Here is a 13,311-nt window from a genome sequence, read left to right as displayed (position 1 = left end):
CACCGACAAAAATCAAAGGAAGAACAACGATGGATGCTGAGTGCTCTGATCTGCTGGCTGAGGTTCGTGCTTTTCGCCAACGCTACCCCGAGGTGCGTTACGTCGACCTGATTTCCCTGGACATTCCCGGGCATTTTTACGGCAAGCGCTATCCGCTGGATATGCTTGAGAAAGTCGCCGCGGGCAGTGCCCTTAAACTGCCGCAGAACTGCGTGCTGCTGGGTGTCCAGGGCGGGCTGTTCAAGATTGGCGACTACTGCTTCAACGACGGCGACCCGGATGCCCGTCGCCGTCTGGTGCCCGGCACACTCAAGCCAGTGAGCTGGGAAGCACAACCCTTGGGGCAGATGTTGATTACCTCCGATGGTACCGAGGCGCCTATCGAGTTCGAACCGCGTGAAGTCCTGGCACAGGTGCTGGATCGCCTGCGCAGCAAGGGTATTCACCCTGTGGTGGCCTTCGAGCTGGAGTTCTATTTGTTCGATAAACAGCTGCGCGACGGACAGCCACAGTTCCCACGCGATCTGTTGACGGACGATGCCGATGATCAGCCGAATATGCACATCGAACGCTTGTCGCGTTTTGCTCCGGTGCTCGATGACATGGTCGAGACGGCGCGGGCCCAGGGCATCGATACCACGGTGATCACGGCCGAGCTAGGCCCGGGTCAATTCGAGATCAACTTTGGTCACCTTGATGACGGCCTGCGTGCCGCCGACTGGGCCGCTTTGTTTTGCCGCAGCACTCGCGGTGTCGCCCTCAAGCACGGTTACCGCGCCAGCTTTATGGCCAAGCCGTATTTGCAGCACCCGGGCAGTGGCATGCACGTACATGTCAGCCTCTACGATGAAAAGGGCAATAACCTGCTGGCAGCCAACCAACAACAAGCGCTGCGTCATGCGGTGGCCGGTTGTCTGGAGCTGCTACCCCATTGCATGCCAATCTTCGCACCTAACCAGAATGCCTTTCGCCGTCTGGGCGGCACAGTGAACGCAGCGACGCGGGCCAGTTGGGGTTTTGAGGATCGCGATGCCTGTGTGCGGATTCCCGAGTCGGACCCGCAGAACCTGCGAATCGAATATCGTCTGGCCAGCGCCGACGCCAATCCTTATCTGGTTCTGGCGGCGATCCTGATCGGGCTGGAGAACGGCTTGGCCAACGGCCATGAACCCATCGCGCCACTCAACGAAGACCGGAGCAGCGGCATCGACTTTCCGCTGGAAATACTCGACGCAGTGCGTGCCATGCAAGACGAACCACGGATCCGCGAGAGCCTGGGCGCGGAGTTTGTCGACGTCTACTGCGAGAATAAGCGCCAGGACCACTTGGCCTTCATGCAAGAAATCAACGCGCGGGAATACCGCTGGTACCTGTAAACGACGGCTGATGGTTGTTGTGCGCTGACGGGTAACTCTGCCGCCTGAAAGACGGCAGGTTTTTAGCGGATGACTTGTCAGCGAACACCACCATCAACTCTTCAACCAAAGCAATATGACGGGGCACGTGCAGAGACTCGGTGTGAGTACTTACTTGTGCCGTCCGATCAGTTGCAGGAACTCTTGACGGGTCGTGCTGGACTCACGGAATGCGCCCAGCATGACCGATGTGTTCATCACCGAGTTCTGCTTCTCCACCCCTCGCATCATCATGCACATATGCTTGGCCTCGATCACCACCGCCACACCGGCGGCACGGGTGACCTCTTGAATGGCCTCGGCAATCTGTCGGGTAAGGTTTTCCTGAATCTGCAAACGCCGGGCATACATATCGACGATGCGTGCGATTTTCGAGAGTCCCAGGACCTTGCCGGTGGGAATGTAGGCCACGTGTGCCTTGCCGATGAAAGGCAGCAAATGGTGCTCGCACAGCGAGTAGAGCTCGATGTCCTGGACAATCACCATTTCATCGCTTGAAGAGCTGAAGAGTGCGCCGTTGACCACGCTCTCAAGGCTTTTTCCATAGCCGTTACACAGGTATTGCATGGCCTTGGCGGCACGCTTTGGGGTATCGCGCAAGCCTTCTCTCTCAGGGTTTTCGCCAATGCCCGAGAGAATCTCACGGTACTGATTAGGCAGTTGGTCATTCATTGAATATCGTCCTCGCAGGCTCGGCCTTTGATAAGGGTCTTTAAATGCCGAAAATTCATGAAGGGGGCTGGACTCGGAGGTATCGGGGCAACAGAGGGATGAAGCTGGGCTTGGCACCGCAGTCATCGGGATGTTCGCTTAAGGTCGATGACAGGAAGAGGGCAGTGGCGCAGTGCTGGGTACCTGACCAGTACGACACGTTGCCAACTGCCCTCCGGATAAAAACTTATACGAAAAATAACTACATGTACAATTATTTGACGTTAATCTCTCGAAAATAGCGGATAAACTTGTACATGTTGATAATTTTTAGACGGCCGTGTACAACATTTTGCGGTGTGACTGTCACGGTGTACGCCTGTGAATTATTGCCTGACGGCCTGTTGGTACGGATGAGGAGAGCTGTAATGAGGACTAAAGCATTTTGCGGGTCACCCACTCTGCCACTGGCGCTCTATGTCGATGGAGATTGCCCGTTGTGCGCTCGAGAGATTGCATGGCTACGGCGTCATGCCGATCCGACCCGGTTGATACTGATTGATATCAGCGTGCCTGAGTTCGACGCGGGAGGCCTTGATCGAGATGTAAAAGCGTTGCGCGATCGGCTTCATGCGCGCACTGCCAACGGCACCTGGCTGACAGGTATTGACGCCACCTTATGGAGCTGGCGCGCAGCAGGCCTTGGACGATGGGCTGCGCCCTTGGCTTGGCCTCTGTTGCGACCGGTACTTTTGATCGGCTACACGTTATTCAGCGTATTGCGGCCACATCTTGCATGGTTACCTCACCCTGAAGGCGCCAGACGCTGCAACTCCACAGGTAAATGCAAAATACCTGATTGAGCCGTATGTCTGCGTTCAGGTCTACGATTACGTTGAGTTTAGCGCCCCGGCGTCGGTGTAGACTGCGAGCAAGAATTAAACCGGTACCAGAGGAGAGCGTCGGGTGAAATTTTGGTCAGTATTAATGCTCTGCCTTTTGCCACTGGGTGCGCAGGCGCTTGAAGTCGGCGAGCAGGTGGCCCCATGGACGCTGCTGGATCAGTTCGATCAGGCCTACACCTTGAATGACCAGGCGCAAACCTTGCTGGTCGCTCGGAGCATGGGCGCCGCCAAGCTGGTGAACGCCGCTTTGCAGGGCAAACCCAAGGGCTACCTGGAAGCGCGCAATACCGTATTCGTTGCCGATATCGAGAAGATGCCCGCGTTGGTCGCCAAGCTGTTCGCGGTGCCGGCCATGCGCGCTTACTCCTACCGGGTCATGCTTGATCGCGATGCCCGGGTCGTGCCGCGTTATGCCGGTGACCCCGACAAAGTGCTGTGGCTGCAACTGCATAACGGGCAGCTGGTCAAAGAACAGCAATTCAGCACGGCCGATGAATTGCGTAAGGCGCTTGATCAACCATGATCAGCGCACAGGTCCTGTCCACGGAAACCATGACTGTTGGCTGGCTGCTTTATCTGCCCGTGCTGTTGTGGGCGGTGTGGCGTTCGCCGTGGGTTGAACTGTTTACCGACAGCCGGCGTCAACACCTGCTGTTCGGGACCGTCTTCGCGTTGTTTCTGCTATGGCTGGTGCGGCGTGATTTTGATACCGGTGTGTCGTACCACTTCATTGGCATGACTGCGGTGACCTTGCTGCTCGATTGGCCGCTGGCAATTGTCGGTGGGCTGGCGGCGCAGCTGGGCTTGTTGGCGCTGGGGCGGCAGGATCTTGCGGCTCTGGGGGTGAACGGCATGCTCCTGGTTGTGCTGCCGGTGCTTGTGACTGAAGCCTGCGCGGTAGTGGTGGAGCGGGCCCAACCGAAAAACCCTTTCGTGTACATCTTTTGCTCGGGCTTTTTTGCCGCGGCATTGTCGGCCTTGCTCTGCCTGCTGCTGGGACTAGGTGTGTTGTGGTGGGACGGCCTGTTCGCCATGCCGGAGTGGCTGGAGGATTTTATCGGCTACCTGTGGTTGATCATTTTCCCCGAGGCGTTTATCAACGGCATAGTGATCAGTGCACTGGTGGTTTTTTGCCCCGAATGGCTCGAAACGTTCAATCGAACCCGTTACCTGCAAGCGCCGTGGAACGATGACGGGCCGCGCAAAGGCGACAGCTGATTGAGGTTATCAGCTGTCGCGTTTGATCAATGGTCGTGTGACGGCAAGTCGCCGGAAAACAGTTCGTCTTCGGCATCCGGGCTGACAGGGATCGTATTTTCTCCGGCAGCCCAGGCGCCCAGGTCGATCAGCTTGCAGCGATCAGAGCAGAAGGGACGAAACGGGCTGACAGCGCCCCATTCCACGGGCGCGCCGCAGGTTGGGCAGTCGATGGTCAAAGGTTTGCTCATGGTTGGCCTCCACGCAAGGTTAAATAAAAGTGATGCAGGCGCTCGACTTCGCTCTTCAGCCACGCGGGATCGCGGTCGTTGATCAGCACATCATCGGCGTGACGCAGGCGCTGCTCGCGGCTGGCTTGAGCCTTGAGAATGGCCTGCACCTGTTCCTCGCTGGTACTGTCGCGCTGCATCGTGCGCTGGATCTGCAACTGCTCCGGGGCATCAATGACCAGCACGCGCTGAGTCATCTTGTACTGACCGGACTCCACCAGCAGCGGGGACACCAGAATCGCATAGGGCGATTCGGCGCGTGCCAGGTAACTGATGATCTCCTGACCTATCAGCGGATGGAGCAACGTTTCCAGCCAGCGGCGCTGCTCGGGGTCCTGAAAGATCAGGCCGCGCAACGCGCTGCGATCCAGTTCACCACTGGCCTGCAGCACCTGAGGGCCGAAATGCTCGACGATCTTCGCCAAGGCTGGACGCCCAGGTTCAACCACCCAGCGTGCGGCATTGTCGGCATCCACTAAATGAACGCCGAGGTCGATAAAGTGCTGCGCCGCAGCGCTTTTGCCGCTACCGATGCCGCCGGTAAGGCCGAGAATCCAGGGTTTGAAAGCAGGGTTGGTCATTTGAAACCGGCAAACTGCATGTAGGAGGCCGTTATTTGACCACCCCAGAGCAAAGCAATCCACCCTGCAATCGCCAGATAGGGACCAAAGGGGATCGGTGTGCTGGTCTTGGCATTGCGCAGCCGCAGCATAATCAGGCCCAGCACCGCACCCACCAGCGACGACAGGAGAATCGTCAACGGCAGAATCTGCCAGCCCCCCCAGGCGCCGAGCATCGCCAGCAACTTGAAGTCACCGTAACCCATGCCTTCCTTGCCCGTGACCAGCTTGAACAGCCAAAACACCAGCCACAGGCTCATGTACCCGGCCACTGCGCCCCACAAAGCGTCATGCAGGCTGGTGAACAGGCCGAAGGTATTCACGATCAAACCCAGCCACAACAGCGGCAGCACCAGTGCATCAGGCAGTAGTTGGTGATCCGCATCGATCAGACTCATCGCCAACAAACCCCAGCTCAACACCAGCATCGCCGCCGCTGGCCAGCCAAAGCCGAAATGCCAGGCGATAAACACCGAGAGCACACCGCAGGCCAGCTCAACCAAAGGGTAACGCTTGCTGATCGGCGCCTTGCAGCCAGAGCATTTACCGCCCAGACACAGATAGCTGATCACCGGCAGGTTTTCCCAGGCGCGAATCGTGTGCGCGCACTGCGGGCACTGGGAGTGGGGCAGCATCAGATTGAACGTTTCGCCGATGGGCTCGGGGGGTAACGCCAATACCTCCCGCGCCTGAATTTTCCACTCGCGTTCGAGCATTTTGGGCAAGCGGTAGATGACGACGTTGAGGAAACTACCGATCAGAAGGCCCAGGATCAGGGTGGATAAAACAAAGGCCAGCGGTGAGCAGGCCAGGAAGTCGAGGAGGGGCATGTTTAGACCACAGAGCCGAGCTTGAAGATGGGAAGGTACATGGCGACGACCAGGCCGCCAACGACGACGCCAAGGATCACCATGATGAATGGCTCCATCAGGCTGGTCAGGCTATCGACCATGTTGTCGACTTCGTCTTCGTAATAGGTCGCAACCTTGTCGAGCATTCCGTCCAAAGAGCCTGATTCTTCACCGATGGCCGTCATCTGAATCGCCAAGGTGGGGAAAACACCTGTGCTGCGCATGGAAAAATTCAGCTGCATGCCAGTGGACACATCCTGCTTTACTTTATTGACTGCATTCTTGAATACAACATTGCCTGTCGCGCCTGCGACTGACTCCAGCGCCTCAACCAAGGGCACGCCAGCGGCAAATGTAGTGGACAGCGTGCGAGCGTATCGAGCGATCGACGATTTATAAATAAGGGGCCCAATGATTGGTATTTTCAGCAGGCCTCTGTCCAGCCCGTCGCGAAACCGTTGCGAATGTTTATGGGCATATTTGAAGCCGAATATGCCTGCGACAACAGCGGCAATGACGATCCACCACCAGTCCTGCAGTATCTGGGACAGGCCTATCACCATCAGGGTGAATGCCGGTAATTCTGCACCGAAGCCAGCAAACACCATCTGAAACTGCGGCACCACTTTTATCAGAAGAATCGCTGACACAATAAAGGCTACGACCAATACCGCGAGGGGGTAGGTCATGGCTTTTTTAATTTTGGCTTTCAGCGCTTCGGTTTTCTCTTTATAGGTCGCAACCCTTTCCAATAAAGTTTCTAGCGCGCCCGCTTGCTCTCCGGCGTCCACCAGACTGCAGTACAGATCGTCGAAATATTGTGGCTTTTTGCGCAACGCCGAGGCAAAACTATTACCCGCAGCCACCTCCTGTTTAACCTCCTCCACCAGCTTTCGCATATTGGGGTTATCGAACCCTTCACCGATGATGTCGAAAGACTGCAGCAGCGGAACCCCCGCTTTCATCATGGTCGCCATCTGTCGGGTAAACAGTACGATATCCAGTGATTTTACTTTTTTTCCAGCACTAAAAAACGACGTGGATTTTTTGCGCACTTTACTCGGAGTAATGCCTTGTTTACGTAGCTGGGCCCTTATCAGCGCAGGGTTGTGCCCACTCAATTCGCCCTTCAGTTTGGTGCCTTTCCTGTCGATACCTTCCCAAGCGTAAACACTGACCTTAACTGCTGTTGTTGCCATGTCTAGTCCTTGGTCACGCGGTTGATTTCTTCAAGGCTGGTGATGCCCTGCATGGCCTTCATCAGGCCGGAGGTGCGTAGGTCGTTAAAGCCATCTTTACGCATCTGGATCGCGATATCCATGGAGTTGCCTTCCTCCATGATGATCCGTGCCAGGGCAGGGGTGTTTTTCACCACTTCGTAAATCCCGATACGGCCTTTGTAACCGCCATTGCAGTGTTCGCAACCGACCGGTGCATAAATCTTGAAACTGCCGATACGGTCCTCTGGGAACCCCTCCTTGATCAGAGTTTCACGCGGAATATCAATTTCTTTTTTGCAGTGGGGGCAGAGCTTGCGTGCCAGACGTTGAGCGATGATCAAGTTGATCGCGGTCGCTATATTAAACCCCGCGACGCCCATATGATGCAGGCGGGTCAGGGTTTCCGCCGCACTGTTAGTGTGCAGCGTGGACATGACCATGTGCCCGGTTTGCGAAGCCTTGATCGCAATTTCGGCTGTCTCCAGGTCGCGGATCTCGCCGACCATGATCACGTCCGGGTCCTGACGCAGAAACGCACGCAGCGCTTGGGCGAAATCCATTCCTTGTTTTGGGTTGACGTTGACCTGGTTTATGCCTTCCAGGTTGATTTCTACCGGGTCTTCCGCGGTTGAAATGTTGATGTCGACGGTATTGAGAATGTTCAGGCCAGTGTACAGCGAAACGGTTTTACCCGAGCCCGTGGGGCCGGTGACCAGAATCATCCCTTGCGGTTGTTTCAGCGCCTCCAGGTACAGCGCTTTTTGCTCGGGCTCATAGCCTAGGGCATCAATGCCCATTTGCGCGCTGGACGAGTCGAGGATCCGCATCACCACCTTTTCGCCCCAGAGGGTCGGCAGGGTGTTGACCCGAAAATCGATCGATTTGGTTTTTGAGATACGCAGCTTGATCCGGCCATCCTGCGGCCTGCGCCGCTCGGAAATATCCAGCCCGGCCATCACCTTCAAGCGCGCCGCGATTCGGCCGGCCAGCTGGATCGGTGGTTTGGCGACTTCATGCAAAATGCCGTCGGTGCGCAGCCTGACCCGGTAAGACTTTTCGTAAGGTTCGAAGTGCAAGTCCGATGAGCCCAGCTTGATGGCGTCCAGCAGCATCTTATTGACGAAGCGCACCACTGGCGCGTCGTCGGCATCTTGTCCTGCGATCGCGTCCTGCTTTTTATCGTCAGCGAGCCCGACGTCCAATCCTTCGAGATCGACATCGGCGAGATCACCCATCCCGGAGGATTGGCTGTCGAAAAATCTGTCGATGGCGTCGGTGAGCTTGTTGTCTTCCACCAGAATGGCTTCGGTGGTCAGCCCGGTATTGAACTGTATATCGGTGATGGCCTGGTGGTTAGTGGGGTCTGATATCCCGATGAACAATTTATTGCCGCGACGCCACAACGGCAAGACATTGTGCTGCCGAATCAGCTTTTCGCTGACCAGGCCTTTTGGCAGGCTGTCTTTGTCCAGGCTGCTCAGGTCCAGGAACGGCACCCCAAATTGCTCGGAAGCGATCTCGGCAAGCACCAGGCTTTTCACCAGCTTGTTTTGCACCAGGTAGCTGACCAGCGAAACCTTGCCACGTTGGGCTTGTTGATACGCCTGTTGCGCCGCTTTTTCGTTTAGCAGGTTGGTCAGCACTAATTGCTTGGCCAAACCGGTAAGGACAACATCAGTCATAAAACCACCAGACACAGACAGTGGGAGGTTTATAGCGCAGTCGGGCTGTGCTGCCAAATGTCAGGCGAGAAAGTGACCAAAATTGTCAGTTTCTGCTTGTCTTGAGAGGGCTGTTGGGGAATGCTGCGTTGAAAAGTCGGTTACATGGGACCATTGGAATTGGCACGTCCTATGCTTCGTACAGAGTACGGCACATCTATTTGACGCGTGGAGAAGTATCGATGAATGCACAAAAAGGTTTTACACTTATCGAGTTGATGATCGTCGTAGCGATTATCGGGATTCTGGCGGCCATCGCGATTCCGCAATATCAGAATTATGTCACTCGTGCTAGATTCGCTGAGAACAACACAATTATTGCGCCGGTCAAGGCCGCCATTGCTGAGTGCTTGCAGATTAATAACAGCACCCTTGCAAGTTGTGATACAGCAGCCAAATTGCTTACTCAAGTTGGTTATCCTGGTTTGCCGACTGCTACTACTAACCTCACTAGCCTGACTTTGACCGCAGCTACTGCAGCAATTGTGGTCACAGGTACTCCGCTCGTGAATTCCTGTGTGGTTACTTGGACTCCAAACGTGGGCGACGCAAACAAAATTACCTGGGTGGGTGTAACGTCCGGTGGGTGTACTAAGGCCCAGACTGGCGTCTAAAAACTCCAGAAGAGCGTGTAGATTTGATCTATTCAAAAAGCCTCTGTTCTTCGCAGGGGCTTTTTGATTTTAGTCACTTCCCACATAGCTCTGGTCATACCGCATCTTATCTGCAACCTGCGGATTGCCTGCTTTGCGACTCGATGCTAGCCTCACCCCATCGCCGAAATAGCTCAGTCCGGTAGAGCAGCGCACTCGTAACGCGAAGGTCGTAGGTTCGATTCCTATTTTCGGCACCAGCGTCAAAAAAAGCCCGATCACTGATCGGGCTTTTTCATGCCTGGCGAAACGTCAGAGGCTCAAGCGCATCGACAGGTCCACGGCTTTTACGTCTTTGGTCAGCGCCCCAATGGAGATGTAGTCGACGCCGGTTTCGGCAATCGGCAGCAGGGTGGTGTCGTTGATGCCGCCGCTGGCTTCGAGTTTGGCGCGGCCGGCGGTGAGGCGGACGGCTTCGCGCATGTCGTCCAGGCTCAGTTCGTCGAGCATGATGATGTCAGCGCCGGCAGCGAGGGCCTGGTTGAGTTCGTCGAGGCTTTCGACTTCGACTTCCACCGGCTTGCCGGGGGCGATTTTACGGGCTGCGCTGACGGCTTGGGCAATTCCGCCGCAGGCCGCGATATGGTTTTCCTTGATCAGGAAGGCATCGAACAGGCCAATGCGGTGGTTATGGCAGCCGCCGCAGGTGACGGCGTACTTTTGCGCCAGGCGCAGGCCCGGCAGGGTTTTACGGGTGTCCAGCAGCTTGACCTGGGTGTCGGCGACTTTGTCCGCGTAGAACTGTGCGCACGTCGCAACGCCCGACAGCATTTGTAGAAAGTTCAGCGCGCTGCGTTCGCCGGTGAGCAATGAACGCGCGGGGCCTTCGAGGTGGAACAACGCTTGGTTGGGCTTGACCCGATCACCATCGGTGACCTGCCAGTGCACGGCAACGCGAGGGTCCAGCTGACGAAAAACCGCATCCACCCACGCAGAGCCACTGATCACCGCCGCGTCGCGAGTGATGATAGTGGCTTTGGCGAGGCGTTCTGCAGGGATCAATTGGGCGGTGATATCGCCACTGCCAACGTCCTCAAGCAACGCACGGCGCACGTTGGCTTCGATTTCGGCAGTCAGGTGGGCGAGGCGTAGATTTGGCATAGCGGGCTCCACTTTCTAAGTGGCTGGAGTATAAGGCACCCCACCGCCGCAACCCACCCCGTGACACGCCCCTTGTCTAAAGCCTTGGCGTGCAGTTGGTCGGTTTTATCGACGGCGGTGCGATAGATGGCGTTTTTGAAGGTCTACCCAGCGCAGGTCATTTTCTGCGGGGCGAAGAGTTCACTGGCGCAACAGACATCTTTTGCAAGATACTCCGCCTTGCAATTGACGTCATGACTTTGACGAAAATCGAATTTAAAGGAAATCGCTTTACGGACGGGGCTTACACGTCTTGTCTGTAGAGGGGTTTTGACTGTATTCAAGAGGAAGCTTGCATGCAAAACGACGGAAAAGTGGTGCCGTTGAATAAGGTGACCCCTGAGCAAACGGCGAGTTCGTCGCTGGCCAGGTTGCCCGTCGTACTCTTGCAAGTCCGTGATAAAGCCGCACAGCAACTCAAAGACGCGCTGCAAACCTTGTTCGATAACGCTGACGACACGTTGTTCGAAATGGCGGATCGAGCGCACAACAACGCAGAACAGAATATTTTCTTCGAGGCCATGCGCGACCTGCGCCTCAAGCGCAAAAGCATTGAACGCGGTTTTCTCGACAAGTTTTTTGAGGCCTTCCTGCGTCTGGGGCAATACGAGGTGAACGAACCGGTCGTTGCGCCGCCCGTGTCCTTCGACAAGCTGGCATTGGTGCACAACGACGATCTGGAAAGGACGGTGGCCGTGGAGGCGATGGTCTCCAAAGTGCTGAGCCGCGATGGCTTTGCCTTGGGCCAGTTGACCACGCGTTTGAACACCCTCATCCCCAAGCGTTTGAGCGACGAAACCAACCCCATGGGGCCGACCTTGTTGTGCGATTTCTTTTTGCAGGCAGGGCGCAGCCTTGGCGTGGAAATCAAGGTCAAACTGATCATCTTCAAGCTGTTTGAAAAGTACGTGCTGGCCGATGCTGATCAGCTGTACGCCGAAGCCAACCAGTTGTTGATCGACAACGGCATTCTTCCTGAACTCAAAGCCGCGCCTGTGCGTCGTGCCGCTGATCGTTCGGCACCCAGCGGACGTTTGTCTCAGGGCGCTGAAGAGGACGTTTCGGCACGCGTCAGTCAGAAATTCGAGCAGGACGTGCAAGAGGTGTTTGCGGCATTGCAGGAGTTACTCTTGCTCGTGCGTGGCCGCGTCACACCCCCGAATGAAGCCAGCACCGAAACCAAGCCGATTTCCAGTCAAGACCTGTTGCGCCTGTTGTCGCATCTGCAGCAGTACGTGCCGACCCCGGAAGCGCAGGATGATTTCGATCTGCGCAATCAGCTGGATCAGTTGTTGGCCCGGGTCAGTATGAGAAGTGGCAAGTTTCGCGTGGTGGCCTTGGTCGATGAGGACGTAATCAACCTGATCGCGATGCTCTTCGAGTTCATCCTTGATGACCGCAATTTGCCGGATTCGCTCAAGGTTTTGATTGGGCGGCTACAAATCCCGATGCTCAAGGTCGCGGTACTCGACAAAAGTTTTTTCAGCCGCGGCACCCATCCGGCGCGGCGGCTGCTCAACGAAATCGCTTCAGCCGCGCTGGGCTGGGGCGGGCGTGACGATAATCTGCGCGACAGCCTGTACCTGCGTGTCGAACACATCGTGCAACGGCTGCTGAATGACTTCGTTGATGACCCGGCGATTTTTTCGGAATTGCTCGCGGACTTTCTGACGTTCACCAACGATGAACGTCGGCGCAGTGAATTATTGGAACAGCGTACTCGCGATGCTGAAGAGGGTCGCGCCAGGGCCGAGTTGGCTCGCCAGCGCGTGCAGCAGGAACTGAACCAGCGTCTGCTGGGCAAGACATTGCCTGAGGCGGTGGTGCGCCTGCTGGAGGAAGCCTGGAGCAAGGTGCTGTTGTTGACCTGCCTGAAGCACGGTGAACAGTCAACGGAGTGGAGTGCGGGTCTGGCTGCCATGGACGATCTGATCTGGAGCGTCGAGCTGCATTCGGAAGCCGATGCTCGCCAGCGATTACTGGATCTGGTCCCCGGTTTACTCAAGTCGTTACGTGATGGTCTGACCAGTGCCGCGTTTGATCCGTTTGCCACCGGCGAATTTTTCAGTCAACTGGAAGCCTTGCATGTGCAGGCCTTTCACCACTTCGCACGTCAGCAGGACCATCAGGAAGACAACCTGGCAGCCTCTGAGCCAGCGTCTGAAATGGTTCAGGTGGTTGAGGAAATCGTCCTGATTGCCGCCGGTGAACAACCGGTAGGCGAGCCCTTGGTTCGCTTGGCGGATGACGATGTCGCCCTGCTTCAGGTCGACACACTGCGGGTGGGCTGCTGGGTGGAAATGCAAGAAGATGACGATCAGGCAATGCGTTGCAAGCTGGCGACCATCATTGAGCCCACGGGCCGTTATATTTTCGTTAACCGCAGAGGCATGAAAGTCCTGGAAAAGACCCGCATGGGCTTGGCTGTGGAGTTTCGTCGTGGCGCCATCCGCCTGCTGGACGATGCGTTGCTGTTTGATCGAGCGCTGGAATCGGTAATCAGCAATCTGCGTCGGCTCAAGCGCGATTAACCTGCCTGCCTGACACAGGCCCACTGTGCAGGCAGTGGCAGCAAATTCATGGGTGAAAGTATTTTCAGACACTGAATATTGCTGCCCCACTTCCCCTTATCGAGGGCATACTTGTGC

General features: G+C 56.3%; 13 protein-coding genes and 1 tRNA gene. 7 read left to right on the top strand and 7 right to left on the bottom strand.

Features of this window, described 5'->3' with window-relative positions; translation table 11 throughout:
* The first annotated feature begins 29 nt into the window (after window positions 1-29).
* On the top strand, window positions 30-1,376 hold the full coding sequence (locus tag RHM55_RS11045; RefSeq protein ID WP_322181970.1) for a glutamine synthetase family protein: 1,347 nt from the start codon (window positions 30-32) through the stop codon (window positions 1,374-1,376).
* A 150-nt stretch (window positions 1,377-1,526) separates the two neighbouring features.
* Here RHM55_RS11045 and folE read toward each other — a convergent pair whose 3' ends face one another.
* Window positions 1,527-2,087 carry a GTP cyclohydrolase I FolE gene (gene folE / locus RHM55_RS11040; RefSeq protein ID WP_322181968.1) on the bottom strand — a complete coding sequence of 187 codons (561 nt, stop codon included), beginning with the start codon at window positions 2,085-2,087 and terminating at the stop codon, window positions 1,527-1,529.
* Between the two features lie 407 nt (window positions 2,088-2,494).
* On the opposite strand from folE, the gene RHM55_RS11035 reads away from it, so the two are divergent.
* The 3 genes from RHM55_RS11035 to RHM55_RS11025 all read left to right on the top strand — a co-directional run bounded on the left by RHM55_RS11035 (window position 2,495) and on the right by RHM55_RS11025 (window position 4,189).
* Window positions 2,495-2,929, top strand: coding sequence for a DUF393 domain-containing protein (locus tag RHM55_RS11035; protein ID WP_322181966.1), 435 nt, complete (start codon window positions 2,495-2,497; stop codon window positions 2,927-2,929).
* Window positions 2,930-3,032: 103 nt separating this feature from the next.
* On the top strand, window positions 3,033-3,494 hold the full coding sequence (locus tag RHM55_RS11030) for a hypothetical protein (RefSeq protein WP_322181964.1): 462 nt from the start codon (window positions 3,033-3,035) through the stop codon (window positions 3,492-3,494).
* The gene (locus tag RHM55_RS11025; RefSeq protein ID WP_322181961.1) at window positions 3,491-4,189 is read left to right on the top strand and encodes an energy-coupling factor ABC transporter permease; all 699 of its coding nucleotides are present in this window, start codon (window positions 3,491-3,493) and stop codon (window positions 4,187-4,189) included. The genes RHM55_RS11030 and RHM55_RS11025 overlap by 4 nt, the downstream gene beginning before the upstream one ends.
* Before the next feature lie 26 nt (window positions 4,190-4,215).
* Here RHM55_RS11025 and yacG read toward each other — a convergent pair whose 3' ends face one another.
* From yacG to pilB, 5 genes are read right to left on the bottom strand one after another with little or no spacing between them, the layout of a single operon-like run.
* Window positions 4,216-4,419, bottom strand: a complete 204-nt coding sequence (gene yacG / locus RHM55_RS11020; RefSeq protein ID WP_322181958.1) for a DNA gyrase inhibitor YacG — start codon at window positions 4,417-4,419, stop codon at window positions 4,216-4,218.
* A complete protein-coding gene (coaE, locus tag RHM55_RS11015) occupies window positions 4,416-5,039 on the bottom strand; it encodes a dephospho-CoA kinase (protein ID WP_322181956.1) in 624 nt (207 codons plus the stop codon). Before coaE ends, yacG begins: the two co-directional genes overlap by 4 nt.
* Window positions 5,036-5,908 (bottom strand): A24 family peptidase, encoded by an 873-nt coding sequence (locus RHM55_RS11010; protein WP_322181954.1) that lies wholly within the window; start codon window positions 5,906-5,908, stop codon window positions 5,036-5,038. Before RHM55_RS11010 ends, coaE begins: the two co-directional genes overlap by 4 nt.
* A gap of 2 nt (window positions 5,909-5,910) precedes the next feature.
* Window positions 5,911-7,128 carry a type II secretion system F family protein gene (locus RHM55_RS11005; RefSeq protein ID WP_322181952.1) on the bottom strand — a complete coding sequence of 406 codons (1,218 nt, stop codon included), beginning with the start codon at window positions 7,126-7,128 and terminating at the stop codon, window positions 5,911-5,913.
* Window positions 7,129-7,130: 2 nt separating this feature from the next.
* Window positions 7,131-8,831, bottom strand: coding sequence for a type IV-A pilus assembly ATPase PilB (gene pilB, locus RHM55_RS11000; RefSeq protein ID WP_322181950.1), 1,701 nt, complete (start codon window positions 8,829-8,831; stop codon window positions 7,131-7,133).
* A gap of 221 nt (window positions 8,832-9,052) precedes the next feature.
* Between pilB and RHM55_RS10995 the strand changes: the two genes are divergently transcribed.
* Entirely contained in the window at window positions 9,053-9,484 is a 432-nt protein-coding gene (locus RHM55_RS10995; protein ID WP_322181948.1) for a pilin, read from the top strand.
* A gap of 162 nt (window positions 9,485-9,646) precedes the next feature.
* Window positions 9,647-9,723 (top strand) — tRNA-Thr (locus RHM55_RS10990).
* Between the two features lie 52 nt (window positions 9,724-9,775).
* Here the strand turns inward: RHM55_RS10990 and nadC are convergent.
* On the bottom strand, window positions 9,776-10,624 hold the full coding sequence (gene nadC / locus RHM55_RS10985) for a carboxylating nicotinate-nucleotide diphosphorylase (protein ID WP_322181946.1): 849 nt from the start codon (window positions 10,622-10,624) through the stop codon (window positions 9,776-9,778).
* 335 nt (window positions 10,625-10,959) lie between these two features.
* Between nadC and RHM55_RS10980 the strand changes: the two genes are divergently transcribed.
* Entirely contained in the window at window positions 10,960-13,194 is a 2,235-nt protein-coding gene (locus tag RHM55_RS10980; protein WP_322181944.1) for a DUF1631 domain-containing protein, read from the top strand.
* Window positions 13,195-13,311: the final 117 nt, after the last annotated feature.

The sequence above is a fragment of the Pseudomonas sp. MH9.2 genome, assembly GCF_034353875.1.
GTDB lineage: Bacteria > Pseudomonadota > Gammaproteobacteria > Pseudomonadales > Pseudomonadaceae > Aquipseudomonas.
Note: the sequence above shows the minus strand (reverse complement) of the source record. Positions and strands in the feature narration are given on the sequence as shown.